The sequence below is a fragment of the Citrobacter koseri ATCC BAA-895 genome (assembly GCF_000018045.1).
GTDB classification, from domain to species: Bacteria; Pseudomonadota; Gammaproteobacteria; order Enterobacterales; family Enterobacteriaceae; genus Citrobacter_B; species Citrobacter_B koseri.
Genome location: NC_009792.1, coordinates 2,425,777 through 2,452,721 on the forward strand (window position 1 = coordinate 2,425,777; position 26,945 = coordinate 2,452,721).

Here is a 26,945-nt window from a genome sequence, read left to right on the forward strand (position 1 = left end):
ATGCGCAGCGCACTTCGCAAAGAAAGACATCGCCGTTTAAGAAATACCGATTGCACTCACCACTACCATCACCTTGAACCACAGGTATTTGATCGTCTGGAATATCTGACCCAACGTCTCAATTATGCCCTACCGGACAATACAATCTCTCAGGTTATTATCACGACGGATAACTATCTCGGATATACACTGAATCGCTATTTATTTTCTGGAAAACGCACGGCGGTGTTCAGCTCTCTGGAATCACCCTCACGCAGGCTGGAAGAGACGGGCATCAGACAATTGATTGTTGATATGGCTGGACTGGCGGTCTCCTGCTACGAAACGCTTGAGCGATTACGCCTGCTTATCCGAGAGCGAAGCGATATCCAGGTTTACTTACTGGTGCCGGATAAGGATGTTAGTCTGACGCGTTTTATGCAAAAAGCCGGTAAGTTTTATATTCTGCAACGTCGCCAGAATCTCTCATCATTACGTAACGCCTTATTATCTCCCCCCTCCGTTCAAAATACTGATAGCACCTTTAGCCATACTGACTGGAAGATCATTTCCGCGTTATCTCAGGGTATGTCTTTAAAGGAAATCGCGCTTTTACTCAATACGCCTTATCACCGGGTGATCTACCGACTCAATCAACTTATTACTCAGTTGGATCTGCCGCATCGACACAGTTTGCTGTATCTGATACATCGCCTTAGCGTCACTTCTCTTCACTTAATTTAACACGCTAACCTCTTAAGCTATAAGATTTTTTAAGAAATTACTTATTTTAACGCCTGACTAAATGTAAATTTTTTACATAAAATTAATATTTACAACTATTCCTGGTATCATAGGAAAATCCCTCTTTCTCTATAATCCTTCAATTGACGGGCTCTCACGGCCTCATCGTTGAAAATTTGCCCAAAAGTCACATAACAGAAACTAAACAATTGGTCTTTTGTGTTGTTTTTATATTTAAAAAAAATACTTTTAGCCACGAAACATTGATTCAATAGAGAATAAAACCAAACGCTATTAAACAGTCTAAAACATGCAGAACATCCTAACAGCCAGCACCGATTTGTGTACCGTAAGCCTTTTCCGAAAAAATAGACCAGGTATAATCCTCCCTATTCTTAGTTAATCAGAATTTTCTTTTTTGTTGGTGCGAAATGGATATTCCCCACGCTTATTGCTCTTACGCAAAATAGTCAGTTAACAAGGATGGTATTACCTTCACCACTTCCCAGGTTCGTGAGGTATATTCTGGCTATTTGATAATTAATAGTGTCTGACGCTTATCCGCAAACGGAAGACGCGCAAACAGTCTGAGGCATACAACAATGAAACCTGCATCCGTTATCATTATGGACGAACACCCTATTGTCAGAATGTCGATAGAAGTGCTTCTCGAAAAGAATAGTAATATCCAGGTTGTCCTGAAAACCGATGACAATCGTACCGCGGTAGATTATCTGCGCACATATCCTGTGGATCTGGTCATCCTGGATATAGAGCTGCCGGGTACAGATGGATTTACACTGCTTAAACGAATCAAATCAATACAAGAAAATACCAAAATTCTTTTCTTGTCGTCTAAATCTGAATCTTTTTATGCCGGGAGAGCTATCCGGGCAGGCGCAAACGGATTTGTCAGTAAAAGAAAGGATCTCAATGATATTTATAACGCAGTGAAAATGATCTTATCAGGATATTCTTTTTTTCCTTCAGAGACGCTAAATTTTATCAGTAATACCAGTTCACGAAAAGGTGAGCACAATGATATGCCGCTCTCAAACAGGGAGGTTACGGTACTGCGCTATCTCGCCAACGGTTTATCGAATAAAGAAATCGCAGAGCAGCTCTTGCTGAGTAACAAAACCATCAGCGCGCATAAAGCGAACATCTTTTCGAAACTCGGCCTGCATACCATTGTTGAGCTTATTGATTACGCGAAGGTACACGACTTGCTGTGATCGTGGCTGACTCCCGACGAGAGATCGTTCGGGAGTACGTTATTGGGATCGGGCTTCAGTTGTAATTGATCATAAAAGTCGCATCCGCCTTTGCGACTCCTGGCTGAACGCCATCGGCCAACGCAATGTAATTCGCATAAAACGTCAGCGTAGCATTACCGTTTTCATCAACGCTTACCGACTGGCTGGCTTGCTCAAGCGGTAATCTGCTGCGATCGCTGTCGCGGATCTCAATGGCCACTTTTTGCGCCATGACCGCATCATCCAGCGCCAGCAGCGACGTCCCCGCCGCTGGCGTTCCTGAAAAGGTCATCGACGCCGCGCCCGGCGGGCAGCCCTCAAGTTTGATGCTGAAAGGCACGGGCTGGGTGGTATCGCCGCTGGTTTTCAACTGCTTCGTGGGCCAGGTGCCCAGCTCGACCGTTTTGTTACTGTCACCGGTCACTGCGGTGCAGGTGAAGTCCACAACATTACCGCGCAGTTCAATATTAATCTCGCCCAGAGCGGTGTCAGCCCGGCAAAGCGGGCTTAGCAACACGCTGCAAAAAATAGCCAGCAAAAGTCTCATGGCTGTGCGCTCCCCTTAGTCGTAATCCACACGCAGATACCCACGAGCGGTAAAAGGCCCTTCCGTCGGTTTACTCCCCGTGATGCTTACCGGCCATGCGCGTATCCCCACGCTGGCGGCGGCGCTGTCATCCAGACGGAATGGAATTTTGCTGGCCAGATTGTTAGGCGTCAGCGGCACGCCGCCGCTGTCGGAAACGATAAAGCCTAAGTCGGGATTATCAGAGACCATCGCCTGCCCGGAGATTTTCTCCGCCTCCAGACGCATCGATAAATAGGCCTGCGCCGCGACGTTCGTACATTTTATGGCGACCGTTTTTGTCTGCGGCGTCACCCCTTCCGGGCGATTTCCCGCCCCGGCTTTGCTGAACAGCGCGGCGCCGATATCGCCAAAATCAAATTCCACAACCTGCCCGGCATTCACTTCACAGCTTTGCGGAACCTCGACTTTACCGCTGTAGCTGATGGTATAAACCGGCGTGCTCAGGGCATCGCCGGTGCTGGTGGTGACATACACCGAGAACATGGTCTGGCGGGGAATCGGCACCATGTTGATAAAAGGCCGTATCACTTTGAGTTTAAAGATCAGCTTAGAGTCCATCACGCCGAAGGGCTTTTGTTTCGGTACATTGGGGTGCGTCCCCATGCGAATATAATTACGGGGCGGATAAAATAATCCGGCAGCGCTGTCGGTGATACTCATCGCCCCCAGCAGGTAGTCATTGAGCTTGAGATACTGGAATCCCCCTTCCGTACTTTGCACGGGAAGTTCGGTCACATAGCTTCGAAAGGTATAATCCACATTCGTACCAGCAGGACACGTCGCCTGTACGCCAACCCAGCCCGATTTCTCCGGCAGCGTCACCACCTGTCCTACCTGATTATTGCTGCTGGTAAAAACATTCGACAGATCGTAAAACACATCGGTCGGCGTACCGTTCGAGTTATGGCAGATCGTCGCCCATGCCGGATTCGCCAGCAATAATGCGATGGCGCCCGGCAACAACCCTGATTTCATTTTCATCTTTTCTTACCTTTCATGACGACGGACGTTTACAGGTCGCATTAAGCAGCGTCACCGCCTGCTTCAGGCTCTCTTCAGGCAGGGAATAATGCGCCACGCAGCGGGCGTTCGCTCCCTCTCCCCACTGAATCAGCAGTTCCCCTTTCAGCGGCAGTCCGCTCAGATAAATTTGCCCGTCATCGCCCGCCATACTGGTGACGCCGCTGGCGGTTTCGCGCACAATTGAGCCAAACGGCACCGGGCGATCGCCCTGTTTTGCGGTGACAATTGCGCGCACGCCGATTCGCGTGTCAAAGGCAGCGCGTACCAGCGCCCCTTGCGTCGGCACCACGCTGCTGACGTTATTCTCCACATCGGTGTGGTTATCCATTGAGTTGGTATCCAGCGCGACACGGTTATAGCGATATACGGTGGCATAAGGCATGACCGCATATCCGCGCCAGTCAGTTTGCACCCCGGTCTGGTTTTCTATATGCACCCCTTCGGCGCCTGGCGCTTTAATCAGGACATTGGTATCGCCTAAAGGCTGACTGAGCGTGATGCCGTCCGCATGACCGACCACGCCGCCAGACAGCTGCCAGTTGTAGTCATGCTGGTCTCGATCGTAGTTGTACCCCACGCCGAGCGTCCCGTAAGCCGCCTGCCAGTTCGCGCTGGCGCTGCCGCTGTAGCCATTGGTGCTGCTGTGTCCCTGGTTCACGCTGTAGCTCAGGTTACGCCCGTCTAACAATGTCCCGCCGATGCCGGTCTGCCAGCTGTTCTGTCCATTGCTGTTCCGGTTCGCGTTAAAGGTGGCGTAGGTGCGATCCAGGGCATTGTCGCGCGAGTAGCGTCGCCCGGTGAGCACGCTGAACGGAACCGACATGTTGAATGCCAGAATGCGATCGGTGCCGGAAATCCCTACGGATTCATTCCACGACCAGGAAAGGGAGTAGCTGATCCCTTGCCAGCCGCTGGCATATCCCAGTTGATACCAGGTATTGGCATCCGACGTGTTCCAGTATGTTTGCTGACTGCCGGAGATATACAGCGAGCCGTAATCCCCCAGATTCTGTGAAATGTTGACCTGGAATCGGCCTTTTTTGCTGTAGTTCAGGTTGTGATAGCTCTGCACTACCGGCACTTTATGACGCTTACCTTCGCTGTCATATTCATACTCGTACCCTTCCATACTGCGGTACGCCACATCGTCAAGCGTGTAGAATCCGCGCGTGGAATAGCGATAGCCCAGTAACTGGAAGTTAGTGCCGTAGTTGTTCAACGACTTGGCGTACAGGAAACGCAGCGACTGCCCCTGGTGGGTGCTGTCATCCGCCAGTTGGCTGCGGGCGTGGGTGACGTCTACCGAAACCGCGCCCCAGTCGCCCAGGTTCCGTCCGGCCCCCAGCACCACCGAGCTGTAGCGCGAAGCCAGCTGCGTGCCGCCATAAGCGGTATACCCTTCAGGCAGACCGGCGATCAGCGTTCCCTGGAAGAAGAATGGCGAGGATTGCTGGCTATTGCCGCTGCGAAAATCCCCCGCCACCAGGTCGAACTTCATACGTCCTTCGCGCTGCAACAGCGGAACGGTGGAGTACGGCACCGTATAGCGCTGCTGACTGCCGTCTTTCTCATCAACCGTCACGTCCAGGTCGCCGCTTGAAGACGTTGGGTTGAGGTCGGTGATCGCGAAAGCGCCCGGTGAGACATAGCTCTGATAGATCACATAGCCGTTCTGGCGGATAGTCAGTTTTGCGGCGGTACGGGCGATCCCACGCACGGTCGGCGCATAGCCTTGCAGGCTATCAGGGTACATATTGTCGGAAGAGTAGAGTCGCGCCCCGCGAAAGCCCACGCTGTCAAACACGTCGTTGCCGGTGTTGCTGTCCCCCATCACCAGTTCGCTTTTCAACGGGATAATGGCGCGTTGTACCCAGGTGCCGATGTTTTTCCAGCTTTGCGAGTGGTATCCGTCGCCTTTGGAATAGCTCCACGCGCCGTTGTTACGCAACCGCCACGAGCCATAGTTCAGGCCGCTCATCAGGCTTAAAAAATAGCTGTCGCTGTTCGTCCCGCGACTGCCGGTAAAACTGTAGTTGATAAGCGCGGCGGGAATCCCCTCATCCCACTCTTCCGGCGGGATATACCCGCGCGCGCTGTTCAGCATTGACGCCTGCGGAAGACTGATATTTAAACGCATTGAGGAAAAATCAAAAGCGATTTCAGCGCCGGGAATCGCCTCTGGCAAATTGATGCAGGTCTCCTCCTGGCTTTGCCCAAGCGCAGGAAAGGCGGTGGTATTTACCCCCAGCCTTTTGATCCACGCCAGATCAAAACAGGGCATTAATCCGCCTGATTTTTCACCGGTTTTCGTCGACGAGGTTTCAAAGCGAATATCCTGGGTCGCGACGAACTCATCGTTGCGCCAGATATCCACCCGATAGATGCCCGGGGGCTGGTGATTGCCTTTCTCAAAACGTGACAAATCTGCCACGGACGCAGCATCTGCCGACAAAAAAGCCGGGTTAAAGTAACTTTCGCCATGACTTATCGCCGGATAGAGCGCCGCCAATATGGACAACGCCCCCCCCGTCAGATGTGGCGTATACCCCGGCAGTGAACCGGGAAGATACGTTATCTTCTTCATCGTTTTCTCAGTGTGGCTTCACACATTCCGATCAGCGCAAGCTAACCGTTTTCGCCGGTGTCAGCGCACCGTAATCATTTACCGTCTGGAACGTCACACTTCCCTGCGCGCCTGCCGGAAGCAGAATCTGGGTATTGTTCTTCGGCGCGACCATGACGTTATCAACCTTCTGATTTCCCACTTTGAGATTGACCAGCGTGAGATAGTAAGCAGACGGATTGGTGATTTTCAGGTGGTTCCCGGAACGGGAGAATTGCAGCATTCCTGGCGCGTCTTCCTGCACCTGCGGCAGATTGGCAGGGCGAACAAACAGCTTAATGCGCGACAGGATCGCCAGTTGCAGGACGTTTTTGCCTTCAAGGCTGTTTTTATCCACCGACGGTATCGCTTTCACGTTCATCCAGAACAAAGACTCCCGATCGGCAGGCAGGGGCTGTCCGGCATAAATAATACGCAGCGTGTTTTCACTTTTGGGTTCGCTGACAAACAGCGGCGGTGTAACAACGAACGATTTTTCTTTGACGCCGGCGCTGTTCTCAATCCATGAATTAACCAGATAACGCTCTTTCGATGCGCTGTTGCTAATTGCCAGCGAAGTCTGTTTGGCGTCCGCCGGATAAATAACGCGGGTGGCGCCTAATGCAATTCCCCCGGCCGCCTGCGCACTCATTGAAGTCCATAAGGCAATAAAAATAATAAGGCCTGATTTTATATAATTAAGCATGGCAAAAAATACCTTTTGCGTTTTATCAACGCCCGGAAAACAAATCAGGGGTAAACCAGCGTAAACCACACATCTGAATGAATACTTCCCGGCGTCATATTTTCCGAGATTGCCCGATAGCGAGCCGTGAAATGAAATGTCATTTCTTGCGTTAAAATAGGGGCATAATGAAGCGGCAAGGAATTGGGTATGATTTGCCGTTGTTCTTCATCAAATAATGCCAGACCAATACCGGAGGTCGCCGCCGTGTCGCTGCGCGCCAGGAATACCTGCGGATCTTCTGCGGGAGTCACACCGGAAAAAGCGATCCCAACATGGCTATAAACCTCTGAACTACAATCGGTTAATCGCAGCGCGAAAGGAATGCTGGTCGGGGCGAAACTCCCGGTGCCAGAAAAGACATTGGTGCGGTATTGCCCCATCTGTACACGGAGATCCTGGCTTTCGGAATTCACCGCGCAGGCGCCGTTTACCAACTGGCCCCGCAGGTGAAGATTACCGCTCTCCAGTATCACCGTATGCGCGAATGCGGGCATCGCGCAAATCAGCCCCACCAGCGCCACGCCTTTGCTAATCATCTGCTGTATCACTTATCGTCCCCGGATAGCGCCTCATCCATTGAGGCTTGCCACATCCCTGAATCCCTGGTGGGTTTATTCGTACTTCATGATGAAGGTTGCGTCGGCGTTAGCCTGACCCGGCGTGGTGTCCGCAGCAGTCGCTTTATAACGCGCGGTGAAACGCAGCGTGTTGCTACCTTCTACCAGCGCCTGAGCCGTAGAGAAGGTCGCGCCGTCTGGCTTCAGCGGAGAAGAGGTGTTATCAAGAATTTCGATCCCTACGCCGCCTGCCGTGGTGCCATTGTCACCAGACACGACTGCCAGCAGGCTGTCGTTTGTACCGTCAGCCTGACCAGAGAACGCAACGGCAGCGGTCGCTGCTACGCTCGGATCGCAGTCATTCAGTACAATGGTGAACGGAATCTGTGCGCTGGTATCGCCAACAGCGGTAAAGCTGGCGGTACGATACTGGCCCAGGGTCACGGTCTGATCGGCAGATTTCGTGCTAACGGCACACGCTGCATTGACCAGCTCACCTTCGAAGTGAACCGTACCGCCGCTAACGCTTACCGGATCGGCATGAGCCGCACCAGCAGCAAACATCAGGCCAGCAATAACGGAAGAGGTCATTAATTTAAGTTTCATGGATTTCCCTTGAATTACGCACATTCGGCTCCAGTTTCCTGCGGGAACCGTTTGAATCAAAATCGACATAATAATGTCAGGCTAATTATCTCTGCATCCTGTAAAGATATATATCGAAAGAGAATTAGCTAACCTTTTTACCCCAACTCTCCTGAGCATTAGATTCACTAATTAATCTTTACGAATATGACAATTCGTCACAGGGATAAATTAAACATTTCAATAAGTGAAAAATACCTTCAATCTCTTTAATTAGCCCAGGTAAATTCTTATTGGGATATAGGACAGGTCTAAGCCTTTTTTATATAAAAGTGTTCAATATCACACTTAACGCCACGTTTTTCGCGGCATTCCCCCTAATTTTAGCAGGGTGATGAATTGTTTCTTTTAGGTTAATTTTGATTAGGTTGCTCATTAATTGCCCACAGGATTTTGCCCCTCGCCGCAGCCCGTATCGCAGCGGTCACTGCACCGATCACACGTAAAGACGCAAACGATAACTGACAGCGCGCCCCGCTTCTGACAAAATAGCCACATCCCCTTCGACTTAATGTAACAGACGGAATCCTCTCTCTGATGGCAGCAAAGATTATTGACGGTAAAACGATTGCGCAGCAGGTGCGCTCTGAGGTTGCTCAAAAAGTTCAGGCGCGTGTCGCGGCCGGACTTCGCGCCCCAGGGTTGGCCGTTGTATTGGTAGGCAGCAACCCGGCTTCGCAGATTTATGTGGCGAGTAAGCGCAAAGCCTGTGAAGAGGTGGGATTCGTCTCCCGCTCCTATGACCTGCCCGAAACCACCAGCGAAGCAGAACTGCTGGAGCTGATTGATACGCTTAACGCCGACAACACTATCGACGGTATTCTGGTGCAGTTGCCGTTACCGGCGGGCATCGATAACGTCAAAGTGCTGGAACGCATTGCGCCGGACAAAGACGTAGATGGTTTCCATCCCTATAACGTAGGCCGTCTGTGCCAGCGCGCGCCGCGTCTGCGCCCCTGTACGCCGCGCGGCATCGTCACGCTGCTGGAGCGTTACAACATCGATACCTTCGGACTGAATGCCGTCGTCATCGGCGCCTCGAATATCGTCGGTCGCCCGATGAGCATGGAACTGCTGCTGGCAGGCTGCACAACGACCGTGACTCACCGCTTCACCAAAGATCTGCGTCGCCATGTTGAACACGCCGATCTGCTGATTGTCGCCGTCGGCAAACCCGGATTTATTCCCGGCGAGTGGATTAAAGAAGGCGCCATCGTGATTGATGTCGGAATCAACCGACTGGAAAATGGTAAAGTGGTCGGCGATGTGGTCTTTGAAGACGCTGCCGCGCGCGCATCCTATATCACCCCGGTGCCGGGCGGCGTCGGTCCGATGACGGTCGCAACACTTATCGAAAACACGCTACAGGCGTGCGTTGAATATCACGATCCACAAGGTAAATAACATGGCAACATTCTCTTTAGGCAAGCACCCGCACGTTGAGTTGTGCGACCTGCTCAAACTGGAAGGCTGGAGCGAAAGCGGTGCCCAGGCGAAAATTGCCATTGCAGAAGGTTTAGTGAAGGTTGATGGCGCGGTTGAAACCCGCAAACGCTGCAAAATTGTTGTCGGGCAAACCGTCAGCTTCGCAGGGCAAAGCGTTAACGTCGTCGCCTGATTCAGAGTGCCGGATGGCGACGCTATCGCGTCTTATCCGGCCTACTGGTTATGCCAGTGTAGGCCGGATAAGGCGTTAGCCGCCATTCGGCAATGACGTTATTTACGGCGCCAGGTTGTCCCTTGCGGACCATCTTCCAGCACGATGCCCATCTCATTCAGACGGTCACGCGCCGCATCCGCCGCCGCCCAGTCTTTGGCTTTACGCGCATCCAGACGCTGTTGAATTAACGCTTCGATTTCAGCCAATTCGCCGTCATCCGCCTGCGCTCCGCTTTGCAGGAACGCTTCCGGCTCCTGCTCCAGCAGCCCCAGTACGCCGGAAATTTTACGCAGATGTGACGCCATCGCATTCGCGGCAGCCATATCCTCACTCTTCAGACGGTTCACCTCACGCGCCATATCAAACAGCACAGAGTAGGCTTCCGGCGTGTTGAAATCGTCGTTCATCGCCTCCACAAAACGCGCTTCAAACGCTTCGCCGCCCGCAGGCGCAACGGTTTTGTCCGTTCCGCGCAGCGCGGTGTACAGACGCTCCAGGGCGGAACGCGCCTGCTTGAGGTTCTCTTCGCTGTAGTTGAGCTGGCTACGATAGTGGCCGGACATCAGGAAGTAGCGAACGGTTTCCGCGTCGTAGTATTTCAGCACATCGCGCACGGTAAAGAAGTTGCCCAGTGATTTCGACATCTTCTCACGATCCACCATCACCATGCCGGAGTGCATCCAGTAGTTCACATACTCACCGTCGTGCGCGCAGGTAGACTGGGCGATTTCGTTCTCATGGTGCGGGAACATCAAGTCGGAACCGCCGCCATGAATATCAAAATGGTTGCCCAGCTGTTTGCAGTTCATGGCGGAACATTCAATGTGCCAACCCGGACGACCCGCGCCCCACGGCGACGGCCAGCTCGGTTCGCCCTCTTTGGACATCTTCCACAGCACGAAGTCCATCGGGTTGTGTTTTACGTCAACGACGTCAACGCGGGCGCCCGCCTGTAGCTGTTCCAGATCCTGGCGCGACAGCTGACCGTAGTTCGGGTCGGTCGGCACGTCGAACATCACGTCGCCATTATCCGCCACATAAGCGTGACCTTTGGCGATCAGCTGTTCGGTGATCTCAATAATTTCGGCGATATGGTGCGTTGCACGCGGCTCCAGATCCGGGCGCAGAATATTCAGCGCGTCGAAATCTTTGTGCATCTCCGCAATCATACGATCGACCAGCGCGACAAAGCTTTCACCGTTTTCGTTCGCCCGTTTAATGATCTTGTCGTCGATATCGGTAATGTTACGCACGTACTTCAGCGTATAACCGAGGAAACGCAAATAGCGCGCGACGACGTCGAAGGCGACAAACGTACGCCCGTGACCGATATGACAGAGGTCGTAAACGGTAATACCACACACGTACATGCCGACTTCCCCGGCATGAATAGGTTTGAATTCCTCTTTTTGGCGCGTCAGTGTATTAAAGATTTTTAACATCGAAGATTCCGTATAGACGTGTGTGGGTAATAATATCCGTATGATACATATTATTCGTAATCGAAGCAGCACACTTTGCGAGGTGATCGCAGCGTGCGGTTATGCTATAACACCCCCCTATATGTGACCCTTACCGGGGTCGAAGCACCACTATATCGGAACAGGATGCAAAAATGGTTACTTTCCACACTAATCACGGCGATATCGTAATCAAAACGTTTGATGACAAAGCGCCTGAAACAGTTAAAAACTTCCTGGACTACTGCCGCGAAGGTTTTTACAACAACACCATTTTCCACCGTGTTATTAACGGTTTCATGATTCAGGGCGGCGGTTTTGAACCTGGCATGAAGCAGAAAGCGACCAAAGAAGCGATCAAAAACGAAGCCAACAACGGTCTGAAAAACACCCGTGGCACGCTGGCAATGGCGCGTACTCAGGCTCCACACTCCGCAACGGCGCAGTTCTTCATCAACGTGGCCGACAACGACTTCCTGAACTTCTCTGGCGAAAGCATGCAGGGCTGGGGCTACTGCGTATTCGCTGAAGTCGTGGAAGGCATGGACGTGGTTGATAAAATCAAAGGCGTATCAACAGGCCGCAGCGGTATGCATCAGGACGTGCCGAAAGAAGACGTTATCATCGAAAACGTGACCGTCAGCGAGTAATCGTGGCGACACTGTTTATTGCAGACCTTCACCTCTGCACGGAAGAACCGGCGATCACCGCCGGTTTTCTGCGTTTTTTAGCCGGTGACGCGCGCCAGGCCGATGCGCTGTACATTCTTGGCGACCTTTTCGAAGCCTGGATAGGCGACGACGATCCCAACCCGCTGCACCGCGAAATGGCCGCAGCCATTAAAGCCGTTGTAGATTCCGGCGTACCCTGCTTCTTTATTCACGGCAACCGTGATTTTTTGATCGGCAAACGCTTTGCCCGTGAAAGCGGAATGACGCTATTGCCGCAGGAAAAGGTGCTCGACCTCTATGGTCGTCGCGTATTGATTATGCACGGCGACACGCTCTGCACCGACGATGCCGGTTACCAGGCGTTTCGCGCCAAAGTTCACAAACCCTGGCTACAGACGCTGTTCCTCGCCCTGCCGCTGTTTATCCGCAATCGTATTGCCGCCAGAATGCGCGCAGGCAGCAAAGCCGCCAACAGCAGCAAGTCACTGGAGATCATGGACGTTAATCCACAGGCCGTGGTGGTCGAAATGGAAAAACACCATGTGCAATGGCTGATTCATGGTCATACCCATCGCCCGGACGTTCACGAACTGAGCGCTAACGGCAAACCCGCGTTCCGCGTTGTTTTAGGCGCCTGGCATAGCGAAGGGTCGATGGTAAAAGTCACGCCGGATGACGTTGAGCTTCTCCATTTCCCGTTTTAACCTCTCCCGTGAATTGACGACGTCATAAGGTACGCAACCGTTTTCCTTGGCGTATTTCCGTGCTATTCTCTGTGCCCTCAAAAGCCGAGAGTTGTGCACCACAGGAGTTTTAAGACGCATGTCTTCCCGCAATAATCCGGCGCGTGTCGCCATCGTGATGGGGTCCAAAAGCGACTGGGCTACCATGCAGTTTGCCGCCGAAATCTTCGATATCCTGAACGTTCCACACCACGTTGAAGTGGTTTCCGCACACCGCACCCCCGATAAGCTGTTCAGCTTCGCCGAAAGCGCCGAAGAGAAAGGTTATCAGGTGATTATTGCTGGTGCTGGCGGCGCGGCGCATCTGCCGGGAATGATTGCGGCAAAAACGCTGGTGCCGGTACTGGGCGTGCCGGTGCAAAGCGCTGCGCTGAGCGGCGTGGACAGCCTCTACTCTATCGTCCAGATGCCGCGCGGCATTCCGGTCGGCACGCTGGCGATCGGCAAAGCGGGCGCGGCGAACGCGGCGCTGCTGGCAGCGCAAATTCTGGCGACACACGATAAAGACCTGCGCCAACGTCTGGCGGACTGGCGTAAAGCCCAGACCAATGAGGTGCTTGAGAATCCCGACCCACGAGGTGCGGCATGAAGCAGGTCTGCGTACTGGGTAACGGCCAGTTAGGACGGATGCTGCGTCAGGCGGGCGAACCGTTGGGCATCACCGTCTGGCCTGTCGGGCTGGACGCGGAACCTACCGCCGTCCCGGTTCAACAAAGCGTGATCACAGCGGAAATCGAACGCTGGCCGGAAACCGCATTGACCCGCGAACTGGCGCGCCACCCGGCTTTCGTCAACCGCGACGTTTTCCCGATTATTGCCGACCGCCTGACGCAAAAGCAGCTTTTTGACAAACTCTCGCTGGCGACGGCGCCCTGGCAGTTGCTGGCAAGCCGGGACGAGTGGCCCGCCGTATTTGCGCGTCTGGGCGAACTGGCTATCGTCAAACGGCGCGTCGGCGGTTACGACGGCCGTGGGCAATGGCGTTTACGCGCGGATGAAACCGCTCAGTTCCCGGACGACGGTTACGGCGAGTGCATTGTTGAACAGGGCATTAACTTCTCTGGCGAAGTGTCGTTAGTCGGCGCACGCGCCCATGACGGCAGCACCGTGTTCTACCCGCTGACGCACAACCTGCACCAGGATGGGATTCTGCGCACCAGCGTAGCGTTCCCGCAGGCCAACGCGAAACAGCAGGAACAGGCGGAGGCCATGCTCTCCGCCATCATGCACGAACTGGGTTATGTCGGCGTCATGGCGATGGAGTGTTTTATCACGCCGGAAGGGTTGCTCATCAACGAACTGGCGCCGCGGGTACACAACAGCGGGCACTGGACGCAAAACGGCGCCAGCATCAGCCAGTTTGAGCTGCATCTGCGCGCGATTACCGGTCTGCCGTTACCGTCACCGGTCGTGGACAGCCCGTCCGTGATGGTGAACCTGATTGGCAGCGCTCTGAATTACGACTGGCTGAAACTGCCGCTGGTGCATCTGCACTGGTACGACAAAGAGGTTCGCGAGGGGCGTAAAGTGGGCCACCTGAACCTGACCGACAGCGATACCGATCGCTTAAGCGCAACGCTGGAAGCCTTAGTTCCCTTGCTGCCGCCGGAATACGCCAGCGGCATCATCTGGGCGCAAAGTAAGCTTAAGTAATACATAAAATGCCGGGAAAGGAATCTTATCCTTTTCCGGCTCCTCCTTCAGCGCGTAAAATCCCCGTCATTGCCGTTTGTTTTTTTTCAGGATTCCACAATGAACGATGGGACGGACTATCGCGCCATTCTGGCGGCCGATACGCCTTTAATCGACGTTCGCGCGCCGATAGAATTTACGCAGGGCGCCATGCCCACCGCGATTAACCTGCCCTTAATGAATGATGAAGAACGCGCGGCAGTCGGCACCTGTTACAAACGCCAGGGGCCGGAAGCGGCACTGGCGTTGGGCCATAAACTCGTTGCCGGCGACGAGCGTCAACGGCGGCTGGAGGCCTGGCGAAAAGCCTGTATTCAACATCCCCGGGGTTATCTCTGCTGCGCGCGCGGCGGTCAGCGTTCGCATATCGTACAACAATGGCTACATGAGTCCGGCGTGGATTATCCGCTGATCCAGGGCGGCTACAAAGCGCTCCGCCAGGCGGCCATGCACATCACCGACACGCTGGTACAAAAACCCATGATCTTAATTGGCGGCTGTACCGGCAGCGGAAAAACACAGCTGGTTCGACAGCAGCCGAACGGCGTAGATCTGGAAGGGCTGGCGCATCATCGCGGTTCGTCATTCGGCCGCACGCTGAAGCCGCAGCTGAGTCAGGCCAGTTTTGAAAATCATCTCGCCGTGGAGATGTTGAAAACCGACGCCCGTCAGGAGTTGCAGATGTGGGTGCTGGAAGACGAAGGCCGGATGATTGGCGCAAATCATCTGCCCGAATGTCTGCGCGAACGCATGGCGCAGGCATCCATTGCGGTTGTGGACGATCCGTTCGAGCTGCGTCTGGAGCGGCTGCGCGATGAGTATTTTATCCGCATGCATCGCGACTTCACCCATGCCTGCGGGGAAGAAGACGGCTGGCAGGCGTACAGCGACTATCTGCATCATGGGCTTTCCGCCATTCAGCGCCGCCTTGGTTTGCAGCGTTTTAAAGAGCTGACGGTAAAACTAGACGCTGCGCTGGCCATGCAGCAGGCCAGCGGCAGTACCGACGGGCATCTGGCCTGGCTGGCGCCGCTCCTCAACGAATACTACGATCCGATGTATCGCTATCAACTGGAAAAGAAAGCCGCGAAAATCGTCTTTCGCGGCATATGGCAGGACGTTGCACAGTGGCTTCAAAGCTAGCGATTGCAGGCGATTTGCCGGATGGCGGCTAACGCCTTATCCGGCCTACAAATACTATGCCCTAATGTCTGTCGCGTTTATCGGCGCGTTTCGCCAGCCAGTCGCCGAGCATCTGTACAACCTGCACCAGAATAATCAACGCGACCACGGTGACAATCATCACCTGGGTTTCGTAGCGGTAATAACCGTAGCGAATCGCCAGGTCGCCGACCCCGCCGCCGCCGACAATCCCGGCCATCGCGGAATAGCCAATCAGGCTCACCAGCGTGATGGTCAGCCCGCGTAGCAGACCGGCGCTGGCCTCTGGCAGCAGTACGGTGCAGATAATGCGCATAGGACTGGCGCCGAACGCTTCTGCCGCTTCGATAATCCCTTTATCAACCTCACGCAGCGCGCTATCAACCAGACGCGCATAGAACGCTATCGCCGCAACAGAGAGAGGGACGGAGGCGGCAATCGGCCCGATGGTATTGCCGAGCAAAAATTGCGTGAGCGGCAACAGCAGCACCAGCAAAATCACGAACGGCACCGAGCGGATAATGTTCACCAGAACCGAACTCACCAGATACACGAAGCGATTCTGCCAGAACAGATTCCGGTCGGTGACAAAGATAAGGAAGCCGAGCGGCAGCCCGCCGACAACCGCCAGCACCGTTGAAATGCTCAGCATTTGAAAGGTTTCATTGAACGCCAGCGTTAAATCCGGCAGTAAATCATCCACGAATCACCTCCACCTGCGCAGTACGTTGCCGAATATGCGCTACCGCGGCATCCACCGCTGACGGGTTGTGCGGCGCAGTCAGTTGCACCACTAAAATCCCCAGCGCGCGTTCGCCGATATATTCAATTTTGCCGTGCAGAATGTTCACCGCTACGCCGAACTTCACCGCCACATCAGACAACACCGGCTGCTCCGCCGAATCACCGATAAACAGAATTTTCAGTAACTGACCGGGCAGATGCTGGCGCAGACGTTCCGGTAACGTCAGATTGAGGGTGTGCGACACCAGCTGCTGTGTGAAGGCGTGCTGCGGATGCGCGAAAACATCAAACACGTCGCCCGACTCCACCACTTTGCCGCCGGACATCACCGCCACGCGATCGCAGATGGACTTGATCACATTCATCTCATGGGTGATCAGCACGATCGTGATCCCCAGCTGTTCGTTAATCTGTTTGAGCAGCGCCAGAATGGTCGCTGACGTTTCCAGATCCAGCGCGGAAGTCGGTTCGTCGCAGAGCAGTACATCTGGATGATTGGCGATCGCGCGGGCAATCCCCACTCGCTGCTTTTGACCGCCGCTAAGCTGTACCGGAAAGCGGTTCGCCTTATCCGCCAGCCCGACCAGCGCCAGAATTTCGGCGACGCGCGGGGCGATCTTGCTGCGCTCCCATCCGGCGGATTTCAGGCTGAAAGCGACGTTTTGCGCCACCGTGCGGGTATGCATCAGATTAAAGTGCTGGAAAATCATCCCAATACGCTGGCGGGCTTTACGTAGATTCGCCCCTTCCAGCGCAGAGATCGCCACACCGTTCACTTTCACGCTTCCCTGACTCGGGCGCGTTAAGGCATTAAGGGTACGCAGCAGCGTACTTTTCCCCGCGCCGCTGGTGCCGACAATGCCAAAAATTTCGCCCGCCGCTATCCGCAGGCTGACGTCATCCACCGCGCGGGTCGATGCGCCACGGCCTGCCGTAAAATCCACGCAGACCTTTTCAATCTCAATCATGCTCACCTCAGAAATGCGAAAAGGGCAGTCGCCGCTGCCCCGTTAATTCCCTTGCGCAGCGATTATTTGTCTGCGGTCATCCATTCCGGCTTCTGGAAGGCGCTGTAAATATTCTTCGGATCGTCAATGACCGCACGGTAGGCCGGAGATTTCACCGCATCGACAATATCTTTCGCGAACGGCTTGTCGGCATCCTCACTGCGTACGGCAATGATATTTTTCAGGTTTTCATCCAGTTGCTCTTGTTTTAGCGCGCTGGAAAGATCCAGCCCCGCCGCAACGGCGAAATTACCGTTAACCAGCGCGCCGGTCACGCCATCCAGCGTGCGCGGCAGCTGTGCCGCTTCCAGCGGTTTAAACACCAGCCCTTTCGGGTTGCTGGCGATATCACGCTCGGAGGCTTTCGTCGGGTCGATATTGTCTTTAATGGTGATGAGACCGATTGATTGCAGGAAACGCAGACCGCGCGCCAGATTGGTCGGGTCATTCGACAGGGTAATAATGTCCCCTTTCTTCAGCTCGTCCAGGCTGTTGATTTTACGGGAATAGAACCCCATTCCGGCCGTCGGCACGACGATCAGCTTCGTCAGTTTCAGCCCTTTATCGGCGGTGAATTTTTCAAAATAGAGCGTATGCTGGAACAGGTTAGCGTCAATGCTGCCGTTGGATAACGCCATGTTTGGCTGAACATAGTCGCTAAATTCGCGCACCACGACCTTGTAGCCTTTCTCTTTCAGCGTTGGCGCGATGGCCTGTTTAACCATATCGCCATACGGACCCGGCGCGACGCCGAATACAATAGTCTGTGGATCGCTATTAGCATGAGCAAATTGCAGGCCGCAGGCCAGCAAAAGCGCCCCGGCGGCAACGCGTAAACTCTGACGCAGTCCCATAACTTCTCCCTTTTAAATGTTGTGATGCAGTGCAGTACGCCGTGCGATGCGACGTTGTTCATTTGAGCCTGAATACAAGGCTATTTGTTAACATGACACAGTTCACAACCTGTTGTCCTTGAAATTATTTCATGATGTTGCAGAGTATGTCGTTGGAAGGGGATGGGCAGAAATGAAAAAGCCGGATAGCGGCATAAATGCCTTATCCGGCCTGGACGCTCTATTATTGCGCTGCACTCGTAGGCCCGATTAGCGCAAGCGCCATCGGGCATTCGGTTTGGCAGGCGTCAATGATTAGAAGTCGTAACGCAGACGAACCAGGTTCATATCACCCAGATCGTCGGTGCTGGAGGTGAATACGTGTTCGTAATCCACGCGGAAACCATAATCCAGCTGGAAGCTAATACCGACGCCATTATCAATACGCTGGTAGTTACGGCCGTTCACATATTCAATACGGTCACCCATAAAGTACGGCTGAATAGATTTCACCGCATACTGGTTGATCGGGAATTTATAACCGGCAAAGTATTCAATACCCCATGCGTCGCCCGCAAAGTAGTCATGCGCGTCTACGCGTTTGGTGGTCATGAAGTTCTGATACCAGCCGCCGCCCAGCGCGAAGGTCCAGTTATCCGGCGTCCAGCTAAGCGCAGTACCAACGATATTTTGATCGTAGTCTTTACCGTCGCCGCCGTTACCTGGGCGCATTTCCGCACGCGTATAGTTCCACGCCGTACCCCAGGTCAGATCGTCCGTGATGTGGTAATCCGCACCCAGAGAACCGCCGCCTTTACGCTTGTAGCGCAGGCCGTTGTTCGGGTTGTAATCATCGCTGAACAGATAAGACGCGTAGAGATCGACGTCGCCAACTGTTTTCTTATACTTCAGGGATTTACGGGTACGGTAAGAACCATCATAGTCGCCGTTGATACCGTTGCCTGGTGCCTGACCAATCATGTCATAGTCCCAGATATCGGTTTTCACGCCAACCACATCATAATAAACGCTGTTCTGTTGACCGAAAGTCAGCGTACCCCAGGTATCGCTTTTCAGACCGGTGTACAGCATACGACGAGTGGTGTCGTTCGCGCCGTCTGCGTAGTGATTATCCCAGTTGAACATCGCCGGGAAGTTAACGCCCAGCTCGTAGTAGCTGACCCAGCTAATGTCATCAAACAGATAGTAATCAGCCGCGAAACGGAAACGGGTGCCGCCATCGAAGCCATTACGTTTGTAACCATTTTTACCGTCGTCACCAGCCATATTCTGGAACTGAGGACGAATACTGCCGCCAACGGTGAAGTTAAGACGGCTCAGCGGATTACCCGCCTGTGGATCTTGTTTCAGAACAGTGATTTCCGCCTGAGATGCGAAAGACGTTAATGCCACTGCCGCGCCGATCGATGCCGCCAGCGCTGTTTTTTTTATTGTCATTATATTTTCCTTGATAGATTTACCCGTCATTATTCGCACTGCCGGCAAAATACCGGCAACGTAAAAAACAACGGGCATAGCCCGCTAACTATTTAGCAATTAAATATTAACTGGTATTAATCCTGTCGTGTTGGCGGGTTTTTAATGTTTTGTGCTACTAAAAATCGAGGGGTTAACAATTCGTGCCACATAGGGAGTACACACCAGTATAAACACCGGTGCGTAATCATCACGTATATAAATTATATTATTAAAACTACACACCGGTATAAAAACCGGTGTGTGATCATCACATCTATAAATTAATTATTAAATTGGCGAAATAACGCTTTGCCTTTTAACAGACGCGCGCCGAGCCATCCGCCGCATAATGAAAGTAATAATGCGCCGCAGACGGGCAAAATAATCCACACGCGCCAGTCCGGTTCCCACGGAAAATCGAACACCTGACTTTGCAGCACCGCCAGCGCAGTTTCCGCGCCGATCGCCGCCACCAGCCCGGAGACCATACCCAGCATGGCAAATTCACACCAGAGCGTGGTGCGCAGCAGTTTTTTACCCGCGCCTAAGGTGCGCCAGACCACCAGTTCCTGATGACGTTGACGCATTCCGACCTGAACCTGCGCCAGTAACAACAGCATGCCGCAGGCCGTGACCAGCACCACCATCACCTCCAGCGCCCGGCTGACCTGCTCCAGCACCTGACCGACCTGTTTCAGGATCGCGCCGATATCCAGCAGGCTGATGGTCGGGAACTCGCGATTAAGCTGCGTCAGCATACCGTTGCCATTTTCCCAACGGAAGCTGGTAAGCCAGCTCTGCGGCTGCCCGTCCAGCGCGCCGGAGGGGAAGATAAAGAAGAAGTTAGGCCGCAGACTTTCCCAGTCTACTTTGCGCAGGCTGCTGACCGTCGCGCTAAAGTCCTGGGTATCGCCCATAAAGGTCACGCGATCGCCGAGTTGTATATTCAGCCGCTTCGCCAGCCCTTCCTCTATCGAGACCTCTCCCGCTTTTGGTGGCCAGCTTCCGGCGATAATCGGGTTATGATCCGGGCGCGCATCCTGCCACGTCAGATTCAGCTCACGGTTAAGCGCTTCGTCCTGATTTCCTTCGGTCGGCAGACCATTAATCTCCGTCAGTCGCGCCCGCACGATCGGGAAGAATGCCTCCGGGATCACCTGATGCTCAGACAGGAAAGCTTTCAGCGGCACCACCTGTTCAGAAGCGATATTGATGAGGAAATAGTTCGGACTTTCCGGCGGCAGTTGTTGTTGCCAGCGATCCAGCAGATCGCCGCGCAGCACCAGCAGAAGCGCCAGCAGCATAAAGGAGAGCGAAAAAGCCGAGAGCTGGCTTAGCGTGGACCACGGCTGGCGCAGCAGTCGGCTTACGGCCAGGCGCAGAGGCAGCGATGTCAACGTCATACCGCGCAGCACGTTCAACAGCATCCAGCCCAGCACACCGCAAAGTAGCGCCAGCACCACCGCACCGGCCAGCACCGCCCACAGCAACATGCTGCCGCCCATCAACCCCGCGAGCAGCGCGACGACAACAACCGTGACCACCGGAAGATACACCTTCAGCGGCCAGACACGCGCAACCACATCACGCCGCAGCACACGCAACGGCTGCGTCGCCAGCAGCAAACGATACGGACGCAGTCCAACCAGCAAAGAAATGATGATCATCGTTCCCAGCGCCCACAGCCACGGCCAGAGGCTGGCTGGCGGCAGAACGGCGGGTAACACCGGTTTAAGCAGCACCATCAGCACGTTCTCGAACAGTAACCCAATGGCGCCTCCCGTCACGGCGGAAAGAGCCAGCAGCATCCCCCACTGCCCGACGATCAGCTTGCGCAGTTGCGCCCTGCCCGCCCCCAGCGTTTTGAGGATCGCAATCAGATCGTAGCGGCTGCGGCAGTAGTGGCTCATCGCCACCGCCACCGCCGCGACTGCTAACAGCAACGTTAACAGCGCCGACAGCAGCAGGAACTGCTGCGAGCGTTCAAGCGATTTGCCCAGCGCGCCTTCATCTTGTTCCAGCCCGTACCAGCGATGTTCAGGCTTAAGCTGCGGCAATAGCCACTTTTCATAGCCGTCCAGTTGCTGCGGCGTACCGCCAAACTTATAGCGCCACGTCACGCGACTTCCCGGCTGTACTGCGCCCGTTTTTTCAACATCCGCAATGTGCATCATCAGGCGTGGCGCCATCTGGAAAGGGTTAAACCCGGAGTCCGGCTCCTGTACCACCTCGCCAGCAATACGCAGCGTGGCGTCGCCGACGTCGATGCTGTCACCCGTTTTCAGGTTGAGGAGCGCCATCAGTCTTGGCGCCAGCAACACGGAACCCGGCTGCGGTTTTAACCCCGGCGGATTCGTTTGCAGCTCACCGTACATCGGATAAACGTCATCCACCGCTTTGACGCTGGCCAGCTGCGGCGTATCGTCTGCAAAGGTCATGGTGGCGAAAGTCATCTGTTCGCCCACTTTCAGACCGCGTTTGCGCGCCTCATCGATCCACGCCAGCGGCACCTCGCGCGAACTGCGCAGCGCCCGGTCTCCGGCCATAAAATCACGGCTTTGCTGACTTAAACCCTTTTCCATGCGGTCGCTGATATTGCCCAGCGCCAGCACGCAGGCCACCGCCAGACTCAGCGCCAGCCAGACAATCAGTAAGGAAGGTGAGCGCCATTCGCGCCAGAACCAGCGTGCAATCATGCCTCCTCCTGCAACTGCCCATCCACCAGGCGTAATCGTCGGTCGCAACGCGCCGCCAGCTGCGGGTCGTGCGTCACCAGAATCAGGGTGGTGCCATGTTCGCGATTAAGCGAAAACAGCAGGTCGGCGATTTTATCCCCGGTCTGCCGGTCAAGGTTTCCCGTCGGTTCATCGGCAAACAGCACGTCTGGCCGCCCGTTGAACGCTCTCGCCAGCGCCACACGCTGCTGCTCGCCGCCGGAAAGCTGAGCCGGAAGATGATCAAGACGTTTTCCCAGACCTAACTGTTCCAGCAACGCTTTCGCGCCATCGCGGCTTTTCCCGCTGTTCTCTCCCCGCAGCAAGGCGGGCAGTTCAACGTTTTCCAGGGCATTCAGCGTGGGAATCAACATAAAAGACTGGAAAACAAAGCCGACATGCTGCGCGCGCAGCTGCGCCCGCGCCTCTTCATCCATCGTGTGCAGAGACTGCCCGACCAGATTCACCTCGCCGCTGCTGCCATCATCCAGCCCGGCCAGAATCGCCAGCAGCGTCGATTTCCCCGATCCTGACTCGCCGATCAGCGCAATAGTCTCGGCGCGTTTGACAACCAGTTCAACTCCGGTAAGGATGGAAAGCTCATGCTCACCCTGACCGACGGACTTCTTAAGACGATGAACTTCAACAATGTTTTCCGCTGGCATTTGCCCTTCCTGTTTCTGGTCCTGTTAACGTTCCGCGCCGCCGCAGCGGACACGTTATTAATTCTGGGTGACAGCCTGAGCGCCGGATACCGCATGTCCGCCAGCGCGGCCTGGCCTGCGCTGCTTAACGACAAATGGCAGGACAAAACGCCGGTCATCAATGCCAGCATTAGCGGCGACACCTCGCAGCAAGGCCTGGCGCGTCTGCCTGCGCTGCTGAAGCAGCATCAGCCCCGCTGGGTTCTGGTCGAGCTTGGCGGCAATGACGGCCTGCGCGGTTTTCAACCTCAGCAAACCGAGCAAACCCTGCGTAAAATCCTGCTGGATGTGAAGGCCGCAAACGCCGAGCCGTTGCTCATGCAAATTCGTCTGCCCGCAAACTATGGTCGCCGTTATAATGAAACCTTTAGCGCCATCTACCCACGGCTTGCCAAAGAGTTTGATATTCCGCTTCTGCCCTTTTTTATGGAAGAGGTTTATCTGAAACCACAATGGATGCAGGACGACGGTATTCATCCTAATCGCGACGCCCAGCCGTTTATTGCCGACTGGATGGCGCAACAACTAACCCCATTAGTTAACCACGACTCGTAAATCAACGGAGATCCTGACAGGTAAAGTTATGCAAAAATCGGTCTTAATTACAGGATGTTCCAGCGGAATCGGTCTGGAAAGCGCTCTTGAACTGAAACGTCAGGGTTTTCAAATTCTGGCAGGTTGCCGTAAACCCGATGACGTCACGCGGATGAACAGCATGGGATTCACCGGCGTGCTGATCGACCTCGACTCGCCGGAAAGCGTGGATCGCGCCGCAGACGACGTGATCGCCCTGACCGATAATCGTTTATATGGGATCTTTAACAATGCCGGATACGGCGTGTATGGCCCGCTTACCACTATCAGCCGCACGCAGATGGAGCAGCAGTTTTCCGCCAATTTCTTTGGCGCGCACCAGCTCACTATGCGCCTGCTCCCCGCTATGCTGCCGTACGGCGAAGGGCGCATTGTGATGACCTCATCCGTGATGGGGCTGATCTCCACGCCAGGGCGCGGCGCCTATGCCGCCAGCAAATATGCGCTGGAAGCCTGGTCTGATGCGCTGCGCATGGAGCTGCGCCACACGGGGATTAAGGTCAGCCTGATCGAACCCGGCCCGATTCGTACCCGGTTTACCGATAACGTCAGCCAGACCCAGAGCGACAAACCGGTAGAAAATCCGGGGATTGCCGCGCGTTTTACGCTCGGGCCAGAAGCCGTTGTCGCTAAAGTCCGCCATGCTTTTGAGAGCGACAAACCGAAATTACGCTACCCGGTTACGATGGTGACGTGGGCGGTCACGCTGCTGAAGCGCGTGCTGCCGGGACGCGCAATGGACAAAATTTTGCAGGGTTGAGTTGAAGCGCGCGCGTCAGCCCCCATGTAAAAGAGAACCAGACATAAAGAGAGTGACTCCATGTCCGTACAAAATATTGTCAATATTAACGAATCTAACCTGCAACAGACCCTCGAACAGTCGATGACCACCCCGGTTCTGTTCTATTTTTGGTCTGAACGCAGCCAGCATTGTCTGCAACTGACGCCGGTGCTGGAAAGCCTTGCCGCACAGTACAACGGCCAGTTTATCCTCGCGAAGCTCGACTGCGACGCCGAGCAGATGATCGCCTCCCAGTTTGGCTTGCGCGCTATTCCTACCGTGTATCTGTTCCAGAACGGTCAGCCGGTCGACGGCTTCCAGGGGCCGCAGCCGGAAGAAGCGATTCGCGCGCTGCTCGACAAAGTGCTGCCGCGTGAAGAAGAGTTGAAAGCGCAGCAGGCGATGCAACTGATGCAGGAAGGCAACTACATTGAAGCGCTGCCGCTGCTGAAAGACGCCTGGCAGCTCTCTCATCAAAACAGCGAGCTCGGCCTGCTGCTGGCGGAAACCCAGATTGCCCTCAACCGTACGGAAGACGCCGAAGCCGTGCTGAAAACCATTCCGTTACAGGATCAGGACACCCGCTATCAGGGCCTGGTCGCGCAGATTGATTTACTGAAACAGGCGGCCGACACCCCGGAAATCCAGCAACTGCAACAGCAGGTTGCGGACAATCCAGAAGATGCGGCGCTGGCGGCGCAACTGGCGCTGCAACTGCATCAGGTCGGGCGTAACGAAGAGGCGCTGGAGTTATTGTTCAGCCATTTGAAGAAAGATCTCGCCGCCGCAGACGGTCAGGCGCGGAAAACGTTCCAGGAGATCCTCGCCGCGTTAGGCACCGGCGATGCGCTGGCGTCGAAATTCCGTCGCCAGCTGTACGCGCTGTTGTACTAATCCGCTGCATTTTGCCCGATGGCGCTACGCTTATCGGGCCTACAAACGCTAAAAATACCGATCCCTCCGGCATCACATCTTCTTTAAATGCGTCACCACCAGTTGGTGGCGCGAATTATAGAATTTCCGGTAGGTTAAATAGCAGGCGATAATGGTCGACAGGCTTGCTGTGGATAGCAGCATAAAAGTCACCATTATCTGATACTTAATCGCTTTTACCGGATCGATACCGGCAAAAATCAACCCGGACATCATCCCCGGTAAGCTCACCAGCCCAACCGTTTTTGCCGAATCAATGGTCGGGATCAGCGACGCGCGAATACTGTCGCGAATAAGCCCCGCAGACGCCGTTTTCGGCGTTGCGCCCAGACTGAGCTTCTCCTGAATTTGCTGCTGCTCGCTGCTGAATCGCTGGCCCAGATTGTTGTAGCACAGCCCTACCGCCACCATCGCGTTACCCGCAATCATGCCGGAAATCGGGATCACCTGCATCGGCGTAAACTCGATAGATCCTGACAATACCAGTACCGCCAGCGTCAGCCCCGCTCCGGTCGTAATCGCAATAAACGACGAGGTAAACGCTTTATCAATATATTTACTGCGTTTTTGCGCGTTATACGCCGCGTTAAAACAGATAAACAGCACCATCAATAATGTCAGGATGACGTGATTGACGCCAAAAATGTATTTCAGAACATAGCCGACGATAACAAGCTGGATTACCGCACGGGCAACGCTCCAGAGAATATCTTTTTCCAGCGCCAGTTTCTCTTTGTGGCTAATCAGAATAGCCACAACCACCAGCATCATCGATAACGCCAGCGACTCATTCGTTATATTATGCTCGTTCATAGGTAGCTTCCTGCATTTCTCCGGCATGAGGCTGAAGCGTAATCACATTATCCGCATGATTAATTTCATCTTTATCGTGTGTTACCCACAACACGGCAATATTTTTATCGCGAACATAGCGATGAATAATGTCATTCACATTCTCTTTATTGTGCTCATCCAGCGCACTGGTGATCTCATCCAGCAGCAGAACCTGCGGCAGAAACTGTAAATTACGGATCAATGAGATACGTTGTTTTTCCCCGCCGGAAAGCGCCGTAATGTTTTTCTGTAAAATGGTTTCCGGTAGCTCAAACTGCGCCAGATCGGCGAGAAAAGCCTTCGGTTCCGGCGTTTTGTTGCGGATCTGCCAGGGGAAAATCAGGTTGTCATACACCGTATCGCCAAACAGCACTGGCGTCTGGGCACAATAAGAGACCTGCTGGCGGTAAGTTTCGGGCTTAAGCGTGGCAATCTCTTCGCCTTCGAACAGGATATCCCCCGTATCCGGGCTGATTAATGACGCCACAATCTTTAGCAATGTGCTTTTACCGCACCCGGATGGGCCGGTAATCAGTTTAAATTCCCCGGCATTCAGCATGAAACTGATGTTATTGAGAATTTTCGTGGCGCCAGCCTGGTATCCCACCTTTCTTAGCTGGAGCAAAGGGCTGCTCTCTTTCATCTCACATCCATTTTTCACATCTTTAAAGTAAACAGTGTATCCCTGTAATTTATAAGAGGGGAACTCACTTTGATTAATCGGGTATAATTTGATTAAACAGACCGCAAAGACCGTTTTTTTACATGGACAGCACGACAGGAGGTTTATCA

Annotated in this window: 27 protein-coding genes; 12 read left to right on the top strand and 15 right to left on the bottom strand. The window is 54.1% G+C overall.

Annotated elements, in window-relative coordinates; translation table 11 throughout:
• The gene (fimY, locus tag CKO_RS11120; protein ID WP_012133448.1) at positions 1-723 is read left to right on the top strand and encodes a fimbria biosynthesis regulator FimY; all 723 of its coding nucleotides are present in this window, start codon (positions 1-3) and stop codon (positions 721-723) included.
• A 602-nt stretch (positions 724-1,325) separates the two neighbouring features.
• Entirely contained in the window at positions 1,326-1,958 is a 633-nt protein-coding gene (fimZ, locus tag CKO_RS11125; RefSeq protein ID WP_012133449.1) for a fimbria biosynthesis transcriptional regulator FimZ, read from the top strand.
• A 55-nt stretch (positions 1,959-2,013) separates the two neighbouring features.
• Here the strand turns inward: fimZ and sfmF are convergent, their stop codons facing one another.
• The 6 genes from sfmF to fimA all read right to left on the bottom strand — a co-directional run bounded on the left by sfmF (position 2,014) and on the right by fimA (position 8,104).
• Entirely contained in the window at positions 2,014-2,526 is a 513-nt protein-coding gene (gene sfmF, locus CKO_RS11130; RefSeq protein ID WP_012133450.1) for a fimbria assembly protein, read from the bottom strand.
• 15 nt (positions 2,527-2,541) lie between these two features.
• Entirely contained in the window at positions 2,542-3,549 is a 1,008-nt protein-coding gene (gene fimH / locus CKO_RS11135; protein WP_012133451.1) for a type 1 fimbria D-mannose specific adhesin FimH, read from the bottom strand.
• Between the two features lie 13 nt (positions 3,550-3,562).
• Positions 3,563-6,175 carry a fimbrial biogenesis usher protein gene (locus CKO_RS11140; protein ID WP_012133452.1) on the bottom strand — a complete coding sequence of 871 codons (2,613 nt, stop codon included), beginning with the start codon at positions 6,173-6,175 and terminating at the stop codon, positions 3,563-3,565.
• Between the two features lie 31 nt (positions 6,176-6,206).
• Complete coding sequence (fimC, locus tag CKO_RS11145; RefSeq protein ID WP_012133453.1) at positions 6,207-6,899, bottom strand: type 1 fimbria chaperone FimC; 693 nt, start codon at positions 6,897-6,899, stop codon at positions 6,207-6,209.
• Between the two features lie 44 nt (positions 6,900-6,943).
• A complete protein-coding gene (gene fimI, locus CKO_RS11150; protein WP_012133454.1) occupies positions 6,944-7,477 on the bottom strand; it encodes a type 1 fimbrial protein subunit FimI in 534 nt (177 codons plus the stop codon).
• 75 nt (positions 7,478-7,552) lie between these two features.
• On the bottom strand, positions 7,553-8,104 hold the full coding sequence (gene fimA / locus CKO_RS11155; protein WP_024130577.1) for a type 1 fimbrial major subunit FimA: 552 nt from the start codon (positions 8,102-8,104) through the stop codon (positions 7,553-7,555).
• A gap of 576 nt (positions 8,105-8,680) precedes the next feature.
• Between fimA and folD the strand changes: the two genes are divergently transcribed.
• Both folD and ybcJ read left to right on the top strand, forming a co-directional pair.
• Entirely contained in the window at positions 8,681-9,547 is an 867-nt protein-coding gene (folD, locus tag CKO_RS11160; protein WP_012133456.1) for a bifunctional methylenetetrahydrofolate dehydrogenase/methenyltetrahydrofolate cyclohydrolase FolD, read from the top strand.
• Between the two features lies 1 nt (position 9,548).
• Entirely contained in the window at positions 9,549-9,761 is a 213-nt protein-coding gene (gene ybcJ / locus CKO_RS11165) for a ribosome-associated protein YbcJ (RefSeq protein ID WP_012133457.1), read from the top strand.
• Positions 9,762-9,859: 98 nt separating this feature from the next.
• Here the strand turns inward: ybcJ and cysS are convergent, their stop codons facing one another.
• Entirely contained in the window at positions 9,860-11,245 is a 1,386-nt protein-coding gene (gene cysS, locus CKO_RS11170) for a cysteine--tRNA ligase (RefSeq protein WP_012133458.1), read from the bottom strand.
• 173 nt (positions 11,246-11,418) lie between these two features.
• Between cysS and ppiB the strand changes: the two genes are divergently transcribed.
• From ppiB to mnmH, 5 genes are all read left to right on the top strand, one after another.
• Positions 11,419-11,913 (top strand): peptidylprolyl isomerase B, encoded by a 495-nt coding sequence (gene ppiB, locus CKO_RS11175; RefSeq protein ID WP_003021875.1) that lies wholly within the window; start codon positions 11,419-11,421, stop codon positions 11,911-11,913.
• 2 nt (positions 11,914-11,915) lie between these two features.
• Complete coding sequence (gene lpxH / locus CKO_RS11180) at positions 11,916-12,638, top strand: UDP-2,3-diacylglucosamine diphosphatase (RefSeq protein ID WP_012133460.1); 723 nt, start codon at positions 11,916-11,918, stop codon at positions 12,636-12,638.
• Between the two features lie 118 nt (positions 12,639-12,756).
• Positions 12,757-13,266: a 5-(carboxyamino)imidazole ribonucleotide mutase gene (gene purE / locus CKO_RS11185; RefSeq protein WP_012133461.1), complete on the top strand. Its 510-nt coding sequence runs from the start codon at positions 12,757-12,759 to the stop codon at positions 13,264-13,266.
• Positions 13,263-14,330, top strand: a complete 1,068-nt coding sequence (gene purK, locus CKO_RS11190; RefSeq protein ID WP_012133462.1) for a 5-(carboxyamino)imidazole ribonucleotide synthase — start codon at positions 13,263-13,265, stop codon at positions 14,328-14,330. Before purE ends, purK begins: the two co-directional genes overlap by 4 nt.
• A gap of 99 nt (positions 14,331-14,429) precedes the next feature.
• Complete coding sequence (mnmH, locus tag CKO_RS11195; protein ID WP_012133463.1) at positions 14,430-15,512, top strand: tRNA 2-selenouridine(34) synthase MnmH; 1,083 nt, start codon at positions 14,430-14,432, stop codon at positions 15,510-15,512.
• 61 nt (positions 15,513-15,573) lie between these two features.
• Here mnmH and CKO_RS11200 read toward each other — a convergent pair whose 3' ends face one another.
• The 6 genes from CKO_RS11200 to ybbA form a co-directional block, all read right to left on the bottom strand.
• Complete coding sequence (locus CKO_RS11200; protein ID WP_012133464.1) at positions 15,574-16,233, bottom strand: methionine ABC transporter permease; 660 nt, start codon at positions 16,231-16,233, stop codon at positions 15,574-15,576.
• Positions 16,226-17,242 (bottom strand): virulence-associated ABC transporter ATP-binding protein SfbB, encoded by a 1,017-nt coding sequence (gene sfbB / locus CKO_RS11205; RefSeq protein WP_012133465.1) that lies wholly within the window; start codon positions 17,240-17,242, stop codon positions 16,226-16,228. The genes CKO_RS11200 and sfbB overlap by 8 nt, the downstream gene beginning before the upstream one ends.
• 62 nt (positions 17,243-17,304) lie before the next feature.
• Positions 17,305-18,135, bottom strand: a complete 831-nt coding sequence (locus tag CKO_RS11210; RefSeq protein WP_012133466.1) for a MetQ/NlpA family ABC transporter substrate-binding protein — start codon at positions 18,133-18,135, stop codon at positions 17,305-17,307.
• A 294-nt stretch (positions 18,136-18,429) separates the two neighbouring features.
• Entirely contained in the window at positions 18,430-19,572 is a 1,143-nt protein-coding gene (locus CKO_RS11215) for a porin (protein WP_024130578.1), read from the bottom strand.
• A 302-nt stretch (positions 19,573-19,874) separates the two neighbouring features.
• A complete protein-coding gene (gene ybbP / locus CKO_RS11220; protein ID WP_012133470.1) occupies positions 19,875-22,289 on the bottom strand; it encodes a putative ABC transporter permease subunit YbbP in 2,415 nt (804 codons plus the stop codon).
• Complete coding sequence (gene ybbA / locus CKO_RS11225; RefSeq protein WP_012133471.1) at positions 22,286-22,972, bottom strand: putative ABC transporter ATP-binding protein YbbA; 687 nt, start codon at positions 22,970-22,972, stop codon at positions 22,286-22,288. The genes ybbP and ybbA overlap by 4 nt, the downstream gene beginning before the upstream one ends.
• On the opposite strand from ybbA, the gene tesA reads away from it, so the two are divergent.
• Genes tesA through CKO_RS11240 form a run of 3 tightly spaced genes read left to right on the top strand, consistent with a single transcriptional unit; the run spans position 22,943 to position 25,280 of the window.
• Positions 22,943-23,566 (top strand): multifunctional acyl-CoA thioesterase I/protease I/lysophospholipase L1, encoded by a 624-nt coding sequence (gene tesA / locus CKO_RS11230; RefSeq protein WP_024130579.1) that lies wholly within the window; start codon positions 22,943-22,945, stop codon positions 23,564-23,566. The genes ybbA and tesA overlap by 30 nt on opposite strands.
• 28 nt (positions 23,567-23,594) lie before the next feature.
• A complete protein-coding gene (locus tag CKO_RS11235; RefSeq protein WP_012133473.1) occupies positions 23,595-24,365 on the top strand; it encodes an SDR family oxidoreductase in 771 nt (256 codons plus the stop codon).
• 60 nt (positions 24,366-24,425) lie between these two features.
• Positions 24,426-25,280 carry a co-chaperone YbbN gene (locus CKO_RS11240; protein WP_012133474.1) on the top strand — a complete coding sequence of 285 codons (855 nt, stop codon included), beginning with the start codon at positions 24,426-24,428 and terminating at the stop codon, positions 25,278-25,280.
• 72 nt (positions 25,281-25,352) lie between these two features.
• Here the strand turns inward: CKO_RS11240 and fetB are convergent, their stop codons facing one another.
• A complete protein-coding gene (fetB, locus tag CKO_RS11245; protein WP_012133475.1) occupies positions 25,353-26,132 on the bottom strand; it encodes an iron efflux ABC transporter permease subunit FetB in 780 nt (259 codons plus the stop codon).
• Positions 26,119-26,796 (bottom strand): iron efflux ABC transporter ATP-binding subunit FetA, encoded by a 678-nt coding sequence (fetA, locus tag CKO_RS11250; protein ID WP_012133476.1) that lies wholly within the window; start codon positions 26,794-26,796, stop codon positions 26,119-26,121. Before fetA ends, fetB begins: the two co-directional genes overlap by 14 nt.
• Positions 26,797-26,945: the final 149 nt, after the last annotated feature.

Coding starts and splice junctions, on each gene's coding strand:
- CKO_RS11140 (WP_012133452.1), bottom strand. CDS start 6,175: ATGAAGAAGATAACGTATCTTCCCGGTTCACTGCCGGGGTATACGCCA.
- ybbA (WP_012133471.1), bottom strand. CDS start 22,972: ATGCCAGCGGAAAACATTGTTGAAGTTCATCGTCTTAAGAAGTCCGTC.
- fimY (WP_012133448.1), top strand. CDS start 1: ATGCGCAGCGCACTTCGCAAAGAAAGACATCGCCGTTTAAGAAATACC.
- ybcJ (WP_012133457.1), top strand. CDS start 9,549: ATGGCAACATTCTCTTTAGGCAAGCACCCGCACGTTGAGTTGTGCGAC.
- CKO_RS11240 (WP_012133474.1), top strand. CDS start 24,426: ATGTCCGTACAAAATATTGTCAATATTAACGAATCTAACCTGCAACAG.
- mnmH (WP_012133463.1), top strand. CDS start 14,430: ATGAACGATGGGACGGACTATCGCGCCATTCTGGCGGCCGATACGCCT.
- tesA (WP_024130579.1), top strand. CDS start 22,943: ATGAACTTCAACAATGTTTTCCGCTGGCATTTGCCCTTCCTGTTTCTG.
- fimA (WP_024130577.1), bottom strand. CDS start 8,104: ATGAAACTTAAATTAATGACCTCTTCCGTTATTGCTGGCCTGATGTTT.
- fimH (WP_012133451.1), bottom strand. CDS start 3,549: ATGAAAATGAAATCAGGGTTGTTGCCGGGCGCCATCGCATTATTGCTG.
- fimI (WP_012133454.1), bottom strand. CDS start 7,477: ATGATTAGCAAAGGCGTGGCGCTGGTGGGGCTGATTTGCGCGATGCCC.
- fetB (WP_012133475.1), bottom strand. CDS start 26,132: ATGAACGAGCATAATATAACGAATGAGTCGCTGGCGTTATCGATGATG.
- fimC (WP_012133453.1), bottom strand. CDS start 6,899: ATGCTTAATTATATAAAATCAGGCCTTATTATTTTTATTGCCTTATGG.
- CKO_RS11215 (WP_024130578.1), bottom strand. CDS start 19,572: ATGACAATAAAAAAAACAGCGCTGGCGGCATCGATCGGCGCGGCAGTG.
- CKO_RS11210 (WP_012133466.1), bottom strand. CDS start 18,135: ATGGGACTGCGTCAGAGTTTACGCGTTGCCGCCGGGGCGCTTTTGCTG.
- ybbP (WP_012133470.1), bottom strand. CDS start 22,289: ATGATTGCACGCTGGTTCTGGCGCGAATGGCGCTCACCTTCCTTACTG.
- purE (WP_012133461.1), top strand. CDS start 12,757: ATGTCTTCCCGCAATAATCCGGCGCGTGTCGCCATCGTGATGGGGTCC.
- folD (WP_012133456.1), top strand. CDS start 8,681: ATGGCAGCAAAGATTATTGACGGTAAAACGATTGCGCAGCAGGTGCGC.
- purK (WP_012133462.1), top strand. CDS start 13,263: ATGAAGCAGGTCTGCGTACTGGGTAACGGCCAGTTAGGACGGATGCTG.
- sfmF (WP_012133450.1), bottom strand. CDS start 2,526: ATGAGACTTTTGCTGGCTATTTTTTGCAGCGTGTTGCTAAGCCCGCTT.
- ppiB (WP_003021875.1), top strand. CDS start 11,419: ATGGTTACTTTCCACACTAATCACGGCGATATCGTAATCAAAACGTTT.
- fimZ (WP_012133449.1), top strand. CDS start 1,326: ATGAAACCTGCATCCGTTATCATTATGGACGAACACCCTATTGTCAGA.
- fetA (WP_012133476.1), bottom strand. CDS start 26,796: ATGAAAGAGAGCAGCCCTTTGCTCCAGCTAAGAAAGGTGGGATACCAG.
- CKO_RS11235 (WP_012133473.1), top strand. CDS start 23,595: ATGCAAAAATCGGTCTTAATTACAGGATGTTCCAGCGGAATCGGTCTG.
- sfbB (WP_012133465.1), bottom strand. CDS start 17,242: ATGATTGAGATTGAAAAGGTCTGCGTGGATTTTACGGCAGGCCGTGGC.
- cysS (WP_012133458.1), bottom strand. CDS start 11,245: ATGTTAAAAATCTTTAATACACTGACGCGCCAAAAAGAGGAATTCAAA.